This window comes from Flavobacteriales bacterium (assembly GCA_016700415.1).
Lineage (GTDB): Bacteria > Bacteroidota > Bacteroidia > Flavobacteriales_F > PHOS-HE28 > PHOS-HE28.
The window spans coordinates 2,503,923-2,521,386 of the sequence record CP065018.1 but is presented as its reverse complement, the minus strand read 5'-3'; the positions used below and the strand labels follow the sequence as shown (position 1 = coordinate 2,521,386).

Genomic DNA, 17,464 nt, shown 5'->3' with positions numbered 1-17,464 from the left:
CACTGACCATGGCGCAGACGAATGTATTGGTGGTTGAGGATGAAAGCATCGTCAGCAAGGATATCCAGCAAAGCCTGAAGAAGTTGGGCTACAATGTGGTGGGCGCGGCCTCCACGGGCGAGAATGCCGTTGCGTTGGCCTTGGAGGCCAAACCGGACATCATCCTCATGGACATCATGCTCAAGGGCGAGATGAACGGGATCGAAGCGGCCACCCGCATCCGCGCCGAAGCCAACATCCCGGTGATCTTCCTCACGGCATATGCCGACGAGAGCACCTTAGGCAAGGCCAAGGTGACCCAGCCCTACGGCTACATCATCAAGCCGTTCAAGGAGATCGATATCCACACGTCGATCGAGATGGCCCTCTACAAGCACAAGAAGGAGGCCGAGGTGCTGAAGGAGCGCGATCTATTGTTCAACTTGGTGGAAGGCCAAAGCGGCAACCGCGACCTGCTCTTCGTGAAGAGCAACAGCCGCATGGTAAAGCTCCGCACCAACGACATCTACTACATCGAGGCGTTGAAGGATTACGTGGTGATAAACACCTTGAACACACGCTACACCATCCATAGCACCATGAAGGACATCGAGGCCAAGCTGCCCGAGGCGGACTTCATGCGCGTACACCGCTCTTTCATCGTCCGCATCGACAAGATCACCGCCATCGAGCAGCCCAACCTGATCTTGGAGAACGAGAAGAAGATCATCCCGATCGGCGGCAGCTACAAGGACGACTTGGCGAAGCGGTTGAACCTGGTGTGAGGGAGAAGGACGCAGAGGCGCTGAGACGCAGAGAAATGCGGACTTGAGCGGTGTGAGGTTTACCGCAAAGGGCGCTAAGAACGCTAAGGCGCTTTGGCGCGGCAACGCCGGACAACTGACAACGAACAACTGACAACTAAAAGTCACTTGTTCCGCTCATAAAAGAAGCCGATCAACGCCTCCTGCCGGAACTGCATCTTGTAGTTCAGCATCGGGTTGTAGGCCAAGCGCGTATCGAAGCGGAGCTGGAGGTATTTCCAGAGCTTCACGATCACCATGTTGCTGAGCTGAAGGTTCACATGGTCGCGGTCCAATCCGTTGCCGAAGATGCGCGTGTTGTTGATCCACTGGATGTGCTCCCCGAAGTTCTTGTTGATGGCCGTGGACACAGAGAAACCGTAGTTCATGAAGTAGTAGGCCTTCTTGCCTTCGATCACATTGGCACCTGTGAAGGCGGGCGAGGTGGTTGCTTTGGGTGAACTGCTCATTTGCAAGGTGGCGAAAGCGAAGTTGATATTGCTCTTTTCCCAGAACGAGAATACCAAGCCGTAACCTAGCTGGAGGTTGAATGGGTTGAGAAAGCCGCCCACAGAGCGTTCCACTGTTTTATCCTGTTCGGGATCATACTCTGGCACGGCGTCTGGCATAAATTGTGTACCGAAGGCGATGCTGTACGAGGAGTTGAACTTCCTGCTCGTTTTGTTCCACAGCAGGTTCACCTGCAAGCGGTCAATGCTTTTTACCCAAGTGCTGTCCACGAATTTCTGGTAACCGAGATCAGCCATCACTTGATGGAGGTGCGCATGCTTCGTCGCAATGAGGCTGTGCGCGTACAACAGGTTGCTCACCAAGGCGAAATTGCGCAGATTCTGACCGTTCCAGTTGCTGCTGCTGGCATAGCTGGCACTGAGGGAGCCGTAGAGCGAGGAGGTAATGAGGCGTGGTTCAAGTGTGGTCGCGATTCTTGCGGTATCCATTTGATGCAGCGCTACAGCATGGGCCGTATCGCCCACTTGAGCGCTCGCATTGGAAAGTACATCACCGCTGACAGAAAGAATGCCGACCAGAAAAAAGGGGAGGAACCGGAAATCGCAGTCTGTTACGGCGTTCATCTCCACGCGGATCACCAAATCACTGGCTCATTGTCGGATGATCAAGGCATCGTAGCTCTTGGAAAAGGCGATCAAACGGCCATCGCTCAAGATCCGCATGGTGCTCACATCAACATCATCAATGGGTATAGATCGCCGACGAAGGATGCGCCGGGTGTTCATATCAACCCATGCCAATTCGGTCTTTCTTCCCAGATTGAACAGGATCATCACCTGTTCATCACCACAAGGGAGCACATCCCACGCTGTGTAATACGGTTGCCCGTTGCTGAACCAGTCATGTTCATCCGGGGCCAGCAGTTGCCCCAGATCCAGCGCACTGTCCGTTTTCAACGAGTAGATCAACGGGTAGGCAGTGGTCACATAGTACCCATCGCGAATGAGACCGGAGACCACATGTGAATGCCCGTTTATGTAATGCTGCAAGGACGGTGGGCATATCAGGGGCCTGAAACTTCGGAACGCAATGCTGTCAGCTACTTTATCCCAATCGGCCAAGAGGTATAAAGGGTCGTCATTCGTCTCCTTTCGAAGGACGGATGTCGTTAATAAGGTCTCGGAAAGCTGAAAACCGAAGTTGAGAACGATCATATAAGGGTCGATCACCTGCCAGCACCCATAGAGCGCAGGACTCAAGACCCCGTTCGCCCAATTGAAATAGGCTGACCGTGACGTGTTTATTGGACTGCCATCATGGAACAGGCCCACGTAATGAATGGCGTCGGCAAACTCGAAACCTTCCCCATGCTCATTTGCGGCCAGGATCGCGTGTGAGAATTCGGGGCTGGTGGAATAGAGCACATTCAAGGAGTCGATTGACGCCAGGCCCCCCACCCCCACCAAGCGGCTAACTGCCTGCCGCGTGAGGTCCAGGTCCGGTTCGAATGCCGATAGCTGCACACTATCTTTACGGTCAATAATCGCCAAATATGATCTTCTGAACAAGTAGTCCACGATCATGATGCGTTCCCCGAGAGGGAAGATGGTAAGACGATCGCCAAGGGCCTTGTTAACGGCAAGCGGTAGACGTTCGGTTCCATCGTAAGATCGGGCCGTGCGCAGGATACCGGGCAGATGTGGAGCAAGTTCGCGAAGATAGAACGAGGTCCTCGCGCTATCGCTCAGCACTAATTCACACGTAGCATAGGTCGGTGCCGATCGAAGTAGTGTTTCGGGTGGGACGTAGTCTATGACGAGGTTGGATGACGGGCTGATGCCATGTTGTGCAAGGAGGTCGGGGATGAAGCGCTTTTTTGTCTCGTCGCAAATGATCCTTGTGAAGACGTTTTGGGATAATTCCGGCAGTTCGTCAATGGCCGAAATGCAATTGAAACAATCGTTCGTGTTCAGATATACGTTGAGCCGTTGTGGAAGCGCACAGCCAACGCATATGAGCACGGCAATAAGGAAATGCGCCAACCGATTCATCCAAGGCAAAGCGGATCGCCGGAGGCGGACATGCCCGCCCCCGGCGATAAGATCACAATTTGACGGCATCAAGAAGTTCAAATTCCGTCTGGCCGGTCTTTGGGTCGGTCCGATACTGCCCCTTGCTATAGGAGACCTTAAGGAGAATCTCCCCTTTTGAGCCAAGCACATCAACAGCTGGATTCCTCCCCATAGCTGTTTCCTTTTTCATACAAGTGTGATCGGGGTCATCAAGGCAGAGCACGTGACATGTGCCGTTCACTATCTCAGCTCCTGCAGCGTATCCGGAATTAGCGGCTGGAGGAAGCACCGGACCGATGGGATGCCATGGACCCATTTGGCAATACGCCGATAAGCCAACAATCATTGTCACGAGCGTCAGAAACAGCTTTTTCATTGGTGTTTGGTTTTTACGCCGACCGGAATTGGGCGGCGATACAAACCTGTGGATAGCCTGTTCAAAACCTCTCCGGCAATCCCGGAACTTTTCCGGAGAACCCGGATACTTTCGGCCAAACCAGATGGATCATGGAAGATATGTTCTTGATCGGTAAGAAACTGAAGCACCTGCGTGATGAACAAAAGTACACACAGGAAGGGGTTGCCATTGATCTGGGTGTGGCCTCCAGCACATACAGTGATTATGAGCGGGGTGTGCTCAACGTCCCTGCAGCAAGGTGCTGGAGGCCGCAGAGTACTACAAGAAGGACCTGAGTTATTTCTACAGCCTGCGTGGCCCGGTGAGCATTACCATGAACGACCAGTCCTCCAATGGGTATGTGGAGAAGCAACAGCAGAATTTTCCACCGGAAGTGATGGAAAAGCTGATGGCGCGCTATGAGTCGGTCAACGACAAGCTGATGGCGCTGGTGGTGAAGTTCATGCAGGGGAAATGAGTGTGCGTATTTGATTCCTCAGCGATCTACCTCCGCTTCTTCCCCTTTCCCTTCGAATTCCCACCACTCTTTCTCCCCTTTTTAGCGTCCGTTCCTTTCGGACTGCGGAAACCTTTCTTGGCTCCGTTCCCGCCACCGGCAGGGTAGGGGCGGGTTTCGTCCCATTGGCCACGGGAGGACCGTTCGGGCGGAATGTTGACCGGACCGTCATCCACCAGGGAGAAGTCGATCACGCGCTTTTCCATGTCCACACCGCGCACCATCACTTGCAGGTCATCGCCTAAGCTGAAGCGTCTCCCTGTGCGTTGGCCCACCACGGAGTATTTCTCCTGTTCGAATTTGTAGTGGTCGCCGGGAAGGTCGCGCAGCGTGATCATGCCTTCGCACTTGTTCTCGATCACCTCCACGTACATGCCCCAGGAGGTAAGGCCGCTGACGATGCCCGCGAAGGTCTGCCCCACGCGCGCAAGCATGTATTCTGCCTGCTTGAATTTGATGCTGGCGCGCTCGGCGTCGGCGGCGCGCTTTTCCATGGCGCTGCTGTGGGCGCAGCTGATGTCCAGCTTCTTCACGTCCAAGGGCTTGCCTCCCGCTAAGTAGTGCGCCATGGCGCGGTGTACCATCAGGTCCGGGTAGCGGCGGATGGGGCTGGTGAAGTGCGTGTAGTCCTCGAAGGCCAGGCCATAGTGCCCGATGTTCTCCGTGCTGTAGATGGCCTTGCTCATGCTGCGGATGGTGACCTGCTTGAGGATGTTCTCCTCCTCGGTGCCCTTGATCGCACGCATCAGCTGGTTGATCGCCTTGGGCAGGTCCTCCGGCCTTCCGTCGGTCTTCAAGTTGTGCCCGAAGCTCTTGGCCAGTACGCGCAATTGCTGCACTTTTTCAGGGTCTGGCAGGTCATGGATGCGGTACACGAACGGCGGGGCACCCCCCTTGCGACTGCTGACCCAGGCCGCCACGCGTTTGTTCGCCAGCAGCATGAACTCCTCGATCAGCCAGTTTGCGGGTCCCATCACTTTCTCGTACACCTCGATGGGGCGGCCCTTTTCGTCCAGTTTGAATTTCACCTCGTTGCCACCTACTTCCAACGCGCCGTTGTCCATGCGCTCCTTCCGCAGGATCTTCGAGAGCTCGTACAATGTGAGCACCTCGTCCTTGAACTCGCCCTGACCGCCGTCGATGAGAGCCTGTGCTTCGGCATAGGCAAATCGCCGGTCGCTGTTCATGATGGTGCGGCCGAACCATTCGCCGTGCAGGCGGGCTTTGTCATCGATCTCGAAAATGGCGCTGAAGCTGAGTTTGTCCGTGTGCGGGTTCAGCGAGCAGAGGTTGTTACTGAGGTGCTCTGGCAGCATGGGCACCACGCGGTCCACCAAATAGACGCTGGTAGCGCGAGCTGCGGCCTCCTTGTCCACTAAGGCACCGGGTTGTACATAATGGCTCACGTCGGCGATGTGGATGCCCACCTCCCAGTTCCCGTTTTCCAGTTTGCGTACGCTGAGGGCATCGTCGAGGTCCTTGGCGTCGTCCGGGTCGATGGTGAGGGTGGTGATCTTGCGCACGTCGCGGCGCTTGGCGATCTCTTCCTTGGAGATGCCGGAAGGGATATTCTCGGCGGCCTCCTCCACTTCCGCCGGGAATTCTGCCGGAAGGTCGAATTCCGCCAGGATGGCGTGGATCTCCACCTCGTGCTCGCCCGCTTTTCCCAGGATGCGCACCACGGAGCAGCACGGCATCTCACGGGCATCGGTCCAAGGGGCCATTTCCGCGATGACTTTCTCGCCCACCTTGGCACCGTTCAATCCGTCCGGCCGGATCAATAACGGGCGGTTCATCTTCTGGTCGTCCGGGTTGAGCAGCATCTGCGCACCCTTATTCTCCACTTTTCCCACATAGCGGGTGCGGCGGCGTTCGAGCACTTGCAGCACCTTGCCTTCTGGCCGGCCGCGCCCGCTGCTGATGCGCAACAGCACTTTATCTCCGTGCAGTGCCGTGCCCACGGCGTTTTCGGGTACGTACACATCGTCCTTTCCGGGGCCTAAGCGCGCATATCCTGCACCGCTCATGATGATGTCGATAGTGGCCTCGGTACCGCCGACCTGCTTTCCGGGGTCTGTGCGTCCGCCATGTGCCACGAAGCGACCGCGCGGCGCGTTTTCCACTTTTCCCTTGGCGATGAGGTCGGAAAGCATGGCATGGACGGCTTCGCGGTCCCGTTTGTCCAAGCCGAGCTTCAACAGGAGTTGCTGGGCTGTGATGCCGGTGCCGCCAGCATCACGGACCAAGGCCAGCAGGCCTTGTTGGGAGGGGCCGTTCGTGTGCCGTGCCCTGGTCTTTTTACTCATTGGGTGCGAAGGTGGGAAGAATTGCGCGGCAAGTCCCCATGGACGCGGTCATTCCGGGGTTATAAAAGATCCGATCAACGATCGTTGATAACTGGCGGAGGATCATTACATTTGCGGCCCTTTTCGGAGGCTTCGGCCCCAGCGGCATGGACCACAACGAGCACGATAGCGCAAAGATCTTCGGCGGCACGGCCACTCGCGACCTCGCGGAGCGTATTGCTGTGGAAGGCAGGCAGAAGCTCGGCGAGGTCACCGTAAGCCGCTTCAGCGATGGGGAATTCCAGCCCAGCTTCGAGGAGACGGTGCGTGGCAACGTGGTCTTCATTGTGCAAAGCACCATGCCGCCCAGCGACAACCTGTTCGAGCTGCTCCTGATGGTGGACGCTGCCAAACGGGCCAGTGCGAAGCGGATCGTAGCCGTGATCCCCTACTTCGGTTTTGCCCGGCAGGACCGCAAGGACAAGCCCCGCGTGAGCATCGGTGCCAAGCTGGTGGCCAACATGCTCACCGCCGCCGGCGTGGACCGCGTGATGACCATGGACCTGCACGCGGACCAGATCCAGGGCTTCTTTGAAGTGCCTGTGGACCACCTTTTCGCCAGCAGCATCTTCCTGCCCCATATCCAAAGCCTGAAGCTCGACGACCTGATCATGGCTGCACCGGACACCGGCGGCACCAAGCGGGCCAACGCCTACGCCAAGCATTTGGGCGTGGACATGGCCATCTGCTATAAGCAGCGCAAAGTGGCCAACAAGGTGGACAGCATGACGGTGATCGGCGATGTTGCCGGCAAGAACGTGGTGCTCGTGGACGACATGGTGGATACCGCCGGAACGTTGACCAAGGCCGCCACCATGATGGTGGAGCAGGGCGCCCTCAGCGTTCGCGCCATGTGCACCCATGCCGTACTGAGCGGTGACGCTTGCGAGCGCATCCAAGCCAGCGACCTTGTGGAGCTCATCGTCACCGATACCATCCCAGTAGCGGTGGAAAAACTTCAAGCATCAACCAAGATCAAGCAACTGTCCGTGGCGCAGTTGTTCGCCGACGTGATCCAACGGGTCCGGCATCACGAGAGCATCAGCAGCCACTTCATCATCGCATAACACCCCGAGGTCAAAATGAAGAACGTCGAACTCATCGGCACCAAGCGCGAGACAAAGGGCACCACCGGTGCCAAGGAGGTCCGCCGCAATAAGCAAGTCCCCTGCGTACTCTACGGCGGCAAGGACGTTGTGCATTTCAGCGTGGACGAGCGTGCGCTGAGCAAGATCGTCCACTCACCGGAAGCATACAGCGTGCAGCTGGACATCGATGGAGAGAAGCGCACGGCATTGCTGCATGACAAGCAGTTCCAGCCCGTGACAGACGCGGTGATCCACGCCGATTTCTTGGAGACCATCGCGAACAGGGAGTCCCGCTTGAGCATGACCGTACGCTTGAAGGGACAAAGTGCCGGTGTGCGTATGGGCGGAAAGCTCAACCAGACCATGCGTAAGTTGCGCGTGAAGGGCCTGCCGGATGCGTTGCCGGAGCTGATCGAGCTGGACATCACCAAGCTGGAGCTGGGGGATAGCATCCGCGTAAGCGACCTGAGCCTGCCAGGGATCACCATCATGGAGAAGCCCAATGATGTGGTGGTCAGCGTAAAAATGGCTAAGAAAGTCGCAGAAACCCCGGCCGAGACCGCTGCCGCTGCCGGAGCTGCCGCACCTGTTGACGCGGATAAGAAGGCGGAACCCGCCGCAGCCGCCAAAAAATGATCTGGAGCTGCGTGAAGCAGCTTCCAATTTTCCGTCCGCAAGCCCCGCCTCGTGCGGGGCTTGTACTTTCACGGCCGATCCATGAAATACCTGATCGCAGGCTTGGGCAATCCCGGGCCGGAATACGCAGGCACGCGGCACAACATTGGTTTCCAAGTGGTGGACACCCTAGCGGATGCGTTCGACGCCTCCTTCAGCCCGGGCCGCTATGCCGACACCGCGCGTTTCAAGCATAAGGGGCGCACCTTCGTGCTGATCAAGCCGCAGACCTACATGAATCTCAGCGGCAAAGCGGTTCGCTATTGGCTGGATCAGGAAAGTCTCGATCCAGAGCACCTGTTGGTGATCACCGACGACTTGGCGCTCCCCTTCGGCAAGGTCCGGCTGCGGGGCTCCGGCGGGGCTGGTGGGCATAACGGTCTTACAAGCATCATCGAATTGCTGGGATCGGAGGCATTTCCGCGTTTGCGGTTCGGTATCGGCGGTGAATTCCCACGAGGGAGGCAAAGTGAGTATGTCCTGGGTGCGTGGACCAATGAAGAAAAGGAGGCATTGCCCGACCGGGTCGAACTGTCAGGAAAGGCCGTATTGCAGTTCGGGCTGCTCGGGATCGCTCAGGCCATGAACGGATTCAATAAAAGATGACGGGATCGATTACCTTCACGCACTAACCCAAAACATTCCCCAAGATGGTATCGAAGAAGGTGGAGAACGCGCTGAACGCGCAGGTGGCGAAGGAGGCGATGAGCAGCCAAGTGTACTTGGCCATGGCTTCTTGGGCGGAGGTGCAGGGCCTGGAAGGCATTGCCGCGTTCCTCTATAGCCACAGCGATGAGGAGCGCATGCACGCATTGAAATTGATGCGCTACATCAACGAGCGCGGCGGACATGCGGTGGTACCGGCATTGGCCAAGCCGCCCAAGGAAATGAAGGGCATCATGGACGTGTTCAAGAGCATCCTGCAGCAGGAGGTCGAGGTGAGCGGTGAGATCAATGGCATAGTGGACCTCTGCCTGAAGGAAAAGGATTACACCACCCACAACTTCATGCAATGGTATGTGGCCGAGCAGATCGAAGAGGAGCGCTTGGCGCGTACCATGCTCGACAAGCTTAACCTGATCGGCAGTGACAAGGGTGGTCTGTACCTGTTCGATCGCGACCTGAGCGGTGCCGCATCGTCAAAACCCTGACCGGTCCGGACCGGCCGCCCTCATCCGGGAAGGGGCAACACACAACCGCCTGTGTAAAGCGGGGTTTCCATATAGGTGGCATTGATGTTGCTGGGGGCTACTTTGGCACTTCCTTGGCCAATGAAGATCCGCATTTTTCCATTCTCCGTAGGGCGCAATACGCACCCGGCCGGGCGGACCGCCCTGTGGCGAATGGTCTCCGTTCTGCTGCTGCTGCTGACCTCCGTTCTGTTCGGTGGCGCGGCCCAGCGTGAACCGGACAAGGACACTACCGCCATCATTCAGGCCAGCTACATTTACAACATCGCCAAATTGGTGGAGTGGCGCGAGCCCGCCTTGCGGAGGGGGCCGTTCGTGATCGGTGTGCTGGGAAGCGGGAACCTCTATCAGGAACTCGTTAAGAAGTACGCCACCCGTTCAATTGGTAAACAACCCATCGAGGTCCGGAAGCTACCGGAGACACAAGAGGTGGACCGGTGCCATATTCTGTTCGTACCGGAGGAGGACCGGGCGCTATTGCCCGGGATCATGAAGCAGGCCAATGCCCGGTCAACATTAGTGATCACCGATTTTCCCGACGCACTGGCCAGCGGCTCCGTGGTGAACTTCGTCACCGCCAAGAACACCTTGAAATATGAGATCAGCGTAGTGAACGCCAACAAGCAGAACATCGATGTGGGGCTGACGTTGAAGCAACTGGCGGACCGAGTAGTGGAATGACCATGAAACGCGCACTCACCATACTCCTATGCACCTTGGTCCTCACGGCCTTGGCGGTTGCCCAGGGTGACCTGCTTGGCAAGGCGAACCAAAAGTACCGGGACGGTGACCTGAAGGGTGCCCGCACGTTGGTGGATGAGGCTGTGGCGGACCAGGTCTTGGCGCGTTCGCCAGAGCTCTGGGTATTACGGGGTTTCATATATAAGGACCTGTGCAAGGACGCGAAAGGCGAGGAGGCCGATGTGTTGCGGGATGAAGCGTTGGCCAGCTTGTACACGGCGGTCGTTACTGACAGCACAAAGCAATATACCGAGAGCAGTGTGCCGGCCTATTACTATTTGGCGAAGACCATGTACAATGATGCCGCCCACGCACTGAACGATCAAGACCCCGCACGGGCCATCGGGCTCTACGACAAGTACGGGGAGGCCTTGCGACGCATGGCGCCGGACACCGTGATCACTGAACGGGACATCGAGTTCGGGAACGCCTTGGGGACCGTGTATGTGAAACTATATGCCCAGGACCGGAAGCGGCAGGAGCGGTATGACCAGGCCGTGGATACCTATAAGCGGGTCCTGGCCTTGGACAGTTCAAACTACGGTGCCAACTACAACTTGGCCACGCTGTACTACAACCGCGGCGTGTACAATATCCAGCTGATCACGGCGGACAATGACATACCGAGCATCCAGCAGATCCAGGAGGTGAGCCGGGAGTTCTTCACCTTGGCCCTGCCCTATATGCTCAAGGCACACCGGATGAGGCCGGACCGGAAGGAGACCATTCTGGGACTTGAGGGGATCCACTACAGCCTTCAGGACGATGAGCAGAGCAGGCACTATCGTCATCTGTACGAGGAGCTCGAACACGACGAGCGAAAGGAGAAAGGCCAGTGACCCTTGACCATGCGGATACGGATGACCATAGGGCGCCGGATCGGGATCAGCTTCGGCCTATTCATCTTTTTTGCGTTGGTGGTGGTGCTGCTCACCAACCGCACGATCGAGAACAGCCGTTCGATCAACACCCAGATCAACAATGTTTATGGCCCCTCGGTGGACGCCTTGGTGCGCCTGCGGAACTTAGTGGTCAACGCGCGGACCCTCATTAAGCACTGGGCCTTGGTGGAGAGCATCCCCGACGCCCCGGAAAAGACCGCGCTGCTGCAATTGACGGAGCACGACCTCCCGGCGCTCATCGACCGTATCGATACGCTACAGTCCGCATGGGACAAAGATGAGGTGGCGTCCATGAGCCGGGCCTTCCAGGACATGAGCGTGCTCTTCGCCATGCATGACAGCGTGAAGCGCATGCTCCCCACCTTCGAGAGTTACAAGGATCCTGTGGCTTACTTCAATGCCCGGGACCTGGCGGAGGAAGGCGGCACCCTCGACACGCAAACAGATAAGGTGCTGGAAGACCTGGACGTACTTCTCAATGAGCAAGGCCGAAAGCGGGAGGCATTGCGGGACGGCATGATCCGCAGCTTCAATTCATTGAAATTTTTCGTGCTCTATTTGGGTTCCGCTTTGGTTGTGATCGGTTCCATCCTGGCCTTCCTTCTGGTCCGTGGCATCGTCAGGCCCGTCCACCGCCTTCGGGGCATCCTACTTCAGCTGGGCCGTGGCGTGTTCCCGCGGGCCAGGATCGTCCCGCGCAATGACGAGATCGGCGACATGTCCCGTGCATTGACCGGCCTGGTGGAGGGGTTGAAGCGGACCACGGATTTCTCCCACGCCTTGGCGGCGGGGGACTTCAAGGCTGAATACCAGCCCCTGAGCAACGAGGATGTGCTGGGCCATGCCTTGTTGATGATGCGCAAGGAACTCGGTGAAAGGGAGCGCATCCTGGAGGAGAAAGTGAGGGAGCGCACCGAGGAAATGGTGCGGCAGAAGGACGAGGTGGAGCGCCAGAGCAAGAAAGTCGTGGAGCTGTATAAGAATGTCACGGACAGCATCCGTTACGCGAAACGGTTACAGGAGTCGATCCTGCCTTTGGACCAGCGCATCCGCGAACTCCTGCCAGAGAGTTTCGTGTTATACAGGCCAAAGGATATTGTGAGCGGTGACTTCTATTGGGTGGAACCCATTGATGGAAAGACGGTCTTTGCCGCTGTGGATTGCACCGGGCACGGCGTACCCGGCGCGTTCATGAGCCTTGTGGGTCACAACGGCCTGAACCAGGTGGTGAAGGAGAGGGGTCTCACCAAGCCGAGCGAAGTGCTGGACCAGCTGAACCGGATCGCCTATGAAACCCTCCACAAGGACCGGGACCAATATGTCCGCGACGGCATGGATATGGCCTTATGCACGTTCCACCCGGAGGAATTAGTGCTGGAGTTCGCCGGGGCCAATTGTCCGCTCTATGTGGTGCGGGGCAAAGAGGTGCTGCAATTCGCACCGAACAAGATGCCGATCGGCGGGTTCGCCTTGGAGGACAAGGTGTTCACTGGACACACTGTGCAGTTGCAAAAAGGCGATGCCGCCTATGTGTTTTCGGACGGCTATGCCGATCAGTTCGGAGGGCCCAGGGGGAAGAAATTCTTCTATCGCCAATTCCGTGACCTGCTGGTACGGATCACGCCCGAAACGCCCGAACGCAGGAAAGCCCTGCTGATCGAGGCGTTCAATGATTGGAAGGGGACTCAGGAACAGGTGGACGACATCTTGGTCATGGGGATGCGGGTATAGCACACCGAATGCGCCTCGACCGAAGGGTCCGGCTACAAGGAGCTACCTCGTAACCGCTGATCAGCATCGCATCTTTGTTCGGTTCGCACCGACCTCGCGATGAGGTGATGGACTTGCCCGATGGGATCACTGGAAGCTCCAGCCACCACCGCCCGCGGATTCGCGCGGGTTCATCAGCATCACCGGGATCATCGCCTCGTTGGTGATGATCTCCTGCTCATAAGGCACGCCCAACACGCCGAAGATGTTGCCCTTTGCCAAGTTCATTATGGCGATCAGGTCCGCGTCCACTTTGCGTGCATGGTTCACCACGGCGTCCACGAAGCTGCCGCTGTCCACATCGGCGATCGTGGCATCCAGCTCCACCCGGCGCTCCCCGAAGTACTGTTTGGCGAACCGGATGTTGTTCTCCAGCTGCTTATGCAGGAATTCGTCGGATTCCCGAGGGGTGATCACATGCACCTTGCTGTCGAAATAGCTTGCCATATCCGCCACCAGTGCCACCTTTTGGCGCGTTTCCCGCTGTAAGTCCATCGGGACCACGATATCGCTGTACCCGTTCTCCCGGATGTTGCGGTCCTGCACAACGATGAACGGTACATTGCCGTTGGTGATCACCCGCAAGGCCCGGCTGCCCGTGATGAACTGCATGCCGCGCATCCCATGGGTGCCCATGATGATCAGTTCCGCACCGATCTCAGAGGCTGTATTCCCGATCTCCTCGTATACCGACCCGACCCGCAATTGGGGCTTCACCTTCACGCGGTCGCTCCAGCGCTTGGCCCGCTCCACTTCCATGCCCACTTTCAGGCGGGCCTCCTCCAATTCCGTCTGTTTGGATACGATGTGGAGGATATTGACCTCTGCGTCCATCAGTTCAGCCAGTGCCGATGCATGGTTCATGGCGCAATCCGCCACTTTGGTGAAGTCCGTGGGGACCAAGATCCGTTTCTTATCGCTCATGACAGCAATGTGCTTTTTCGTACGTGGGCGGCTAAGATAGGGCGGGATCCACCTGTCGAAGCAAGTGGTCTTGGTCAAAAAAACCGCCCAACAAACGGTTATGAACGCCTATAAACGCATACTGGTCGAATGCTGTCGGAAGGCCGCTGAATGTTTGCAGCGGCCAAACAAACCGATCGGAACACAAACCCTAAAAAACACCGAAAACATGGAAACGATGATCAAGAACCGCGTACAACTGATGGGCAACCTAGGCAAAGACCCGGACCTCAGGGAGTTTGACGGAGGAAAGAAGAAGGTGCGCTTCAGTGTGGCCACCAACGAACGCTTCACCTACGGGGATGGACAAACCAAAGATGACACCCAATGGCACAGCGTGGTGGCATGGGGCAAGCTGGCGGATCAGGCCACAGAGCAGTTGAGCAAGGGTGCCCGCATCACGCTGGAGGGCCGTTTGGTCCACGGGTCCTACGAGACCAAGGAGGGGCAAAAACGGTATTTCACGGAAGTGGTCATGAACTCCTTCCAGATCATGGAGAAGACCGCCGAGATCGCAGAGGCGGCATAGGTCCCGACCACAACGAACAGACGGCGAGGGCCGCGGCAGATGCTGCGGCCCTCGTTGCATTTTAAACGGGTCTCAATACTTCAGCACCCGGATCGCCCTGTTCGTGGTGATACCCCGAACGCGAAGGAAATAGGGTCCAGGTGGAACGAAACCATAATCGAGCAACATGCTTCCTTGGACCACGACACGTCGGTCGTCCACTACTCGTCCTGTCGGATCGACCAATGAGACTTGGTATGGGCCGTGCAGGTCGCTGCCGGAAAGGCTCAAGCCGTTGGAAAAGGGCTGTGGCCAGGCCATAAGTCCGCCTGTGGAAGTAGCTTCCGCAATACCCAGGGGAAGGATCACGATCGTCTCGCAATGGTCGGCCCAGCAGGTGTCCTGTGTCTGTGGGTCCCATGCCCACACTGCGAGGCAAGCAGTGTAGGTACCCGGTGCGGAATATGTATGCACGGGTTGTGGTCCGTCACCGGAAGCACCGTCACCGAAGTGCCAGATGTAGTGCTGTCCATTGTTGCTGCCGGTGTGGAAGATGGCGACCTGTCCATCGACGGTCATCTGGAAGCCGGCGTTAAGGCTGTCGCAAGGGCTTGCACCGCCTTCCACCACTACGGTGAAGCAGGTGCTATCCGTGCAGCTTTCCCAAGTGGCCAACATGCACACGGTGTATGAGCCGGGCTGGTCAAAGTGGTGCTCGACATTGGTAACGGTACTTGTCGTTCCATCGCCAAAGTCCCACTCAAACACTGTACCCGAAGGCCCGACTGAGCAGTTGTCGAAGAAGAAGTTGCCATTTCCCCAGTCGTTGGGCACGAAGCAGGCATTGAGCTGATCACATGGCCCTCCGCTACCCACGGTGATCGTTTGGCACGCCTCGGTCCAGCACGTGTCCTGGGTCTGGCTGTTCCAGATATAGGCCGCGAAGCACACTTCATAAGTACCCGATGCCGAATAGGTGTGAGAGGTCGTTTGGTCGTATCCCTCGGTACCGTCACCGAAATACCACATGTAGCCGTCGGCGGGCAGGTTGGTGGTCCCGGCGAAGAGCACGGTGTTGCCTGCACCACCGTCCCAGGTCATGGTCGCGTCGAAACCGGCGCAGGGGTCGGTGGTGCCGATCACTACCACATGGCACACGGTGTCCAAGCAGGTATGGACCACACCGCCCGCCAGTTGGAAGACGCTCAGGACTTGGAGGCACGCTTCATAAGTGCCCGGCGAGGAGTATGTATGGAAAGGCTGCGCATCGTTGCTGGACTGCCCATCACCGAAGTCCCAGAAGAAGGAGGTCTGAAAGCCGGTGCCGGTGGTGCCGTTGGAGAAGTGTGTTCCGTTCGGGGTCGTGGTGGAGGTGAACTCCGCGACCAGACCAAGGCAAGGGTCGGTCGTTCCCACGGTGATCGTCGTACAGGTGCTGTCCACACAATTCTGCCAATAGGCGGTGAGGCATACCGTATAAGTGCCCGGCTGATCGTAGTGGTGCTCTGCATTGGTCACCGTGTTGTTCGTTCCATCACCGAAGCTCCATGAGTACTGGGTACCGATGGGCCCGCTGGTGCAATTGTCGAAGAACCAAGTGCCGTTGCCGAAGTCGTTCGGGACGAAGCAGGCTTCCAGGTCCGCACAGGGGTCGTCATTCACCACCGTGATCAATTGGCAATGGTCGGCGAAGCAGGTGTCCTGTGTTAGGGGGTCCCAAACCCAAACAAGCAGGCAAACCGTGTAGCTGTCCGAGCCGGGGTACGTGTGGTAAGGGTTCGGTCCGGAACCGGTGGTCCCATCCCCGAATTGCCACAAATAGGTCCACGAAAGCTCGATCGCATCATTTGCGAAATTCACACCAAGGCCGGCCGATGACGCTTCGAACCCGGCAGTGAGTTCGTCGCACGGGCTGCTATCGGGTACCGTGATCGTCGTGCAGGTGCTGTCCACGCAGTTCTGCCAGTAGGCGGTGAGGCATACCGTATAGGTGCCCGGCTGATCGTAATGGTGCTCTGCATGGGTCACCGTGTTGTTCGTCCCATCGCCGAAGCTCCAGGAGTACTGGGTACCGATGGGCCCGCTGGTGCAGTTGTCGAAGAACCAAGTGCCGTTGCCGAAGTCGTTGGGTATGAAGCAGGTGTTGAGCTGATCGCACGGATCGGTGCCGGTGATGACGACCGTCTCGCAATGGTCTGCCCAGCAGGTGTCCTGCGTCTGCGGGTCCCATGCCCACACTGCGAGGCAGGCGGTGTAGGTACCGGGAGCGGAATATGTATGCACGGGTTGTGGTCCGTCACCGGAAGTGCCGTCGCCGAAGTACCAGATGTAGTGCTGGTTGGAGTTGCTTCCGGTGTGGAAGATGGCCACCGGTCCATCCACGGTCACCTGGAAGCCTGCGTTGAGCTGATCGCAAGGACTTGCATTGTTCTCCACCACTACAGTGATGCATGCGTTCTCGGCACAGTTGCCCCACGTGGCCAAGAGGCATACGGTGTAGGTTCCCGGCTGATCGTAGTGGTGCTCGACATGATATCCAGCAGTTCCCGTCCCATCGCCGAAAGTCCACTCGAACACCGCTCCCGTAGGTGCTGTGGAGCAATTTTCGAACAGGAAGTTGCCGTTGTCCTGGTCGATGGGCAGGATGCAGGCTTGGAGTTGATCGCACGGATCGGGGCCGGTGATGACGACCGTCTCGCAATGGTCAGCCCAGCAGGTGTCCTGTGTCTGCGTGTTCCAAGCCCATGCCGCGAGGCAGGCAGTGTAGGTGCCGGGCGCGGAGTACGTATGCACGGGCTGCGGTCCTTCACCGGAAGTGCCGTCGCCGAAGTACCAGATGTAGTGCTGGTTGGAGTTGCTTCCGGTGTGGAAGATGGCCACCGGTCCATCCACGGTCACCTGGAAGCCTGCGTTCAGATCGTCGCAGGGATTTTGTGCAAGCGCGGTTGCAGAGAGAACGGCAAGCAGGAGAGTGGTGTACAAGATCCGCATGGGCATGATGGTTCGGTGGACCTATGACGCACAATGCTGCTGCCCATGACGC

Annotated in this window: 17 protein-coding genes; 11 read left to right on the top strand and 6 right to left on the bottom strand. The window is 57.7% G+C overall.

Annotation, left to right across the window (positions count from 1 at the left end):
- The first annotated feature begins 8 nt into the window (after positions 1-8).
- Positions 9-764, top strand: coding sequence for a response regulator (locus IPP95_10615; protein ID QQS71636.1), 756 nt, complete (start codon positions 9-11; stop codon positions 762-764).
- Positions 765-907: 143 nt separating this feature from the next.
- Here the strand turns inward: IPP95_10615 and IPP95_10610 are convergent, their stop codons facing one another.
- The 3 genes from IPP95_10610 to IPP95_10600 all read right to left on the bottom strand — a co-directional run bounded on the left by IPP95_10610 (position 908) and on the right by IPP95_10600 (position 3,701).
- Positions 908-1,876: a DUF3078 domain-containing protein gene (locus tag IPP95_10610; protein QQS71635.1), complete on the bottom strand. Its 969-nt coding sequence runs from the start codon at positions 1,874-1,876 to the stop codon at positions 908-910.
- Positions 1,877-1,903: 27 nt separating this feature from the next.
- A complete protein-coding gene (locus tag IPP95_10605) occupies positions 1,904-3,295 on the bottom strand; it encodes a hypothetical protein (protein ID QQS71634.1) in 1,392 nt (463 codons plus the stop codon).
- Positions 3,296-3,356: 61 nt separating this feature from the next.
- Positions 3,357-3,701 carry a hypothetical protein gene (locus IPP95_10600; GenBank protein QQS71633.1) on the bottom strand — a complete coding sequence of 115 codons (345 nt, stop codon included), beginning with the start codon at positions 3,699-3,701 and terminating at the stop codon, positions 3,357-3,359.
- 131 nt (positions 3,702-3,832) lie between these two features.
- Between IPP95_10600 and IPP95_10595 the strand changes: the two genes are divergently transcribed.
- Together IPP95_10595 and IPP95_10590 are read left to right on the top strand one after the other, a co-directional pair.
- Complete coding sequence (locus tag IPP95_10595) at positions 3,833-4,018, top strand: helix-turn-helix transcriptional regulator (protein ID QQS71632.1); 186 nt, start codon at positions 3,833-3,835, stop codon at positions 4,016-4,018.
- Complete coding sequence (locus tag IPP95_10590) at positions 3,982-4,200, top strand: hypothetical protein (protein ID QQS71631.1); 219 nt, start codon at positions 3,982-3,984, stop codon at positions 4,198-4,200. Before IPP95_10595 ends, IPP95_10590 begins: the two co-directional genes overlap by 37 nt.
- Before the next feature lie 26 nt (positions 4,201-4,226).
- Here the strand turns inward: IPP95_10590 and rnr are convergent, their stop codons facing one another.
- On the bottom strand, positions 4,227-6,545 hold the full coding sequence (gene rnr, locus IPP95_10585) for a ribonuclease R (protein ID QQS71630.1): 2,319 nt from the start codon (positions 6,543-6,545) through the stop codon (positions 4,227-4,229).
- Positions 6,546-6,691: 146 nt separating this feature from the next.
- Between rnr and IPP95_10580 the strand changes: the two genes are divergently transcribed.
- From IPP95_10580 to IPP95_10550, 7 genes are all read left to right on the top strand, one after another.
- Positions 6,692-7,651 carry a ribose-phosphate pyrophosphokinase gene (locus tag IPP95_10580; GenBank protein ID QQS71629.1) on the top strand — a complete coding sequence of 320 codons (960 nt, stop codon included), beginning with the start codon at positions 6,692-6,694 and terminating at the stop codon, positions 7,649-7,651.
- 15 nt (positions 7,652-7,666) lie between these two features.
- Positions 7,667-8,308: a 50S ribosomal protein L25 gene (locus tag IPP95_10575; GenBank protein QQS71628.1), complete on the top strand. Its 642-nt coding sequence runs from the start codon at positions 7,667-7,669 to the stop codon at positions 8,306-8,308.
- An 81-nt stretch (positions 8,309-8,389) separates the two neighbouring features.
- Positions 8,390-8,953, top strand: a complete 564-nt coding sequence (locus IPP95_10570; GenBank protein QQS71627.1) for an aminoacyl-tRNA hydrolase — start codon at positions 8,390-8,392, stop codon at positions 8,951-8,953.
- Positions 8,954-8,997: 44 nt separating this feature from the next.
- Positions 8,998-9,498 carry a ferritin gene (locus IPP95_10565; protein QQS71626.1) on the top strand — a complete coding sequence of 167 codons (501 nt, stop codon included), beginning with the start codon at positions 8,998-9,000 and terminating at the stop codon, positions 9,496-9,498.
- 120 nt (positions 9,499-9,618) lie between these two features.
- On the top strand, positions 9,619-10,218 hold the full coding sequence (locus tag IPP95_10560) for a YfiR family protein (GenBank protein ID QQS71625.1): 600 nt from the start codon (positions 9,619-9,621) through the stop codon (positions 10,216-10,218).
- Between the two features lie 2 nt (positions 10,219-10,220).
- The gene (locus IPP95_10555) at positions 10,221-11,117 is read left to right on the top strand and encodes a tetratricopeptide repeat protein (protein QQS71624.1); all 897 of its coding nucleotides are present in this window, start codon (positions 10,221-10,223) and stop codon (positions 11,115-11,117) included.
- A gap of 9 nt (positions 11,118-11,126) precedes the next feature.
- The gene (locus IPP95_10550) at positions 11,127-12,911 is read left to right on the top strand and encodes a SpoIIE family protein phosphatase (protein ID QQS71623.1); all 1,785 of its coding nucleotides are present in this window, start codon (positions 11,127-11,129) and stop codon (positions 12,909-12,911) included.
- A 126-nt stretch (positions 12,912-13,037) separates the two neighbouring features.
- Here IPP95_10550 and IPP95_10545 read toward each other — a convergent pair whose 3' ends face one another.
- A complete protein-coding gene (locus IPP95_10545) occupies positions 13,038-13,874 on the bottom strand; it encodes a universal stress protein (GenBank protein ID QQS71622.1) in 837 nt (278 codons plus the stop codon).
- Between the two features lie 208 nt (positions 13,875-14,082).
- Between IPP95_10545 and ssb the strand changes: the two genes are divergently transcribed.
- Positions 14,083-14,442 (top strand): single-stranded DNA-binding protein, encoded by a 360-nt coding sequence (gene ssb / locus IPP95_10540; protein ID QQS71621.1) that lies wholly within the window; start codon positions 14,083-14,085, stop codon positions 14,440-14,442.
- A 72-nt stretch (positions 14,443-14,514) separates the two neighbouring features.
- Here ssb and IPP95_10535 read toward each other — a convergent pair whose 3' ends face one another.
- Complete coding sequence (locus IPP95_10535; protein ID QQS71620.1) at positions 14,515-17,412, bottom strand: PKD domain-containing protein; 2,898 nt, start codon at positions 17,410-17,412, stop codon at positions 14,515-14,517.
- Positions 17,413-17,464: the final 52 nt, after the last annotated feature.

What these genes read in the sequence shown, in the direction of transcription:
- IPP95_10615 (QQS71636.1), top strand. Translation starts at nt 9, where the DNA reads ATGGCGCAGACGAATGTATTGGTGGTTGAGGATGAAAGCATCGTCAGC.
- IPP95_10610 (QQS71635.1), bottom strand. Translation starts at nt 1,876, where the DNA reads ATGAACGCCGTAACAGACTGCGATTTCCGGTTCCTCCCCTTTTTTCTG.
- IPP95_10600 (QQS71633.1), bottom strand. Translation starts at nt 3,701, where the DNA reads ATGAAAAAGCTGTTTCTGACGCTCGTGACAATGATTGTTGGCTTATCG.
- IPP95_10595 (QQS71632.1), top strand. Translation starts at nt 3,833, where the DNA reads ATGGAAGATATGTTCTTGATCGGTAAGAAACTGAAGCACCTGCGTGAT.
- rnr (QQS71630.1), bottom strand. Translation starts at nt 6,545, where the DNA reads ATGAGTAAAAAGACCAGGGCACGGCACACGAACGGCCCCTCCCAACAA.
- IPP95_10580 (QQS71629.1), top strand. Translation starts at nt 6,692, where the DNA reads ATGGACCACAACGAGCACGATAGCGCAAAGATCTTCGGCGGCACGGCC.
- IPP95_10575 (QQS71628.1), top strand. Translation starts at nt 7,667, where the DNA reads ATGAAGAACGTCGAACTCATCGGCACCAAGCGCGAGACAAAGGGCACC.
- IPP95_10570 (QQS71627.1), top strand. Translation starts at nt 8,390, where the DNA reads ATGAAATACCTGATCGCAGGCTTGGGCAATCCCGGGCCGGAATACGCA.
- IPP95_10565 (QQS71626.1), top strand. Translation starts at nt 8,998, where the DNA reads ATGGTATCGAAGAAGGTGGAGAACGCGCTGAACGCGCAGGTGGCGAAG.
- IPP95_10560 (QQS71625.1), top strand. Translation starts at nt 9,619, where the DNA reads ATGAAGATCCGCATTTTTCCATTCTCCGTAGGGCGCAATACGCACCCG.
- IPP95_10555 (QQS71624.1), top strand. Translation starts at nt 10,221, where the DNA reads ATGAAACGCGCACTCACCATACTCCTATGCACCTTGGTCCTCACGGCC.
- IPP95_10550 (QQS71623.1), top strand. Translation starts at nt 11,127, where the DNA reads ATGCGGATACGGATGACCATAGGGCGCCGGATCGGGATCAGCTTCGGC.
- IPP95_10545 (QQS71622.1), bottom strand. Translation starts at nt 13,874, where the DNA reads ATGAGCGATAAGAAACGGATCTTGGTCCCCACGGACTTCACCAAAGTG.
- ssb (QQS71621.1), top strand. Translation starts at nt 14,083, where the DNA reads ATGGAAACGATGATCAAGAACCGCGTACAACTGATGGGCAACCTAGGC.
- IPP95_10535 (QQS71620.1), bottom strand. Translation starts at nt 17,412, where the DNA reads ATGCGGATCTTGTACACCACTCTCCTGCTTGCCGTTCTCTCTGCAACC.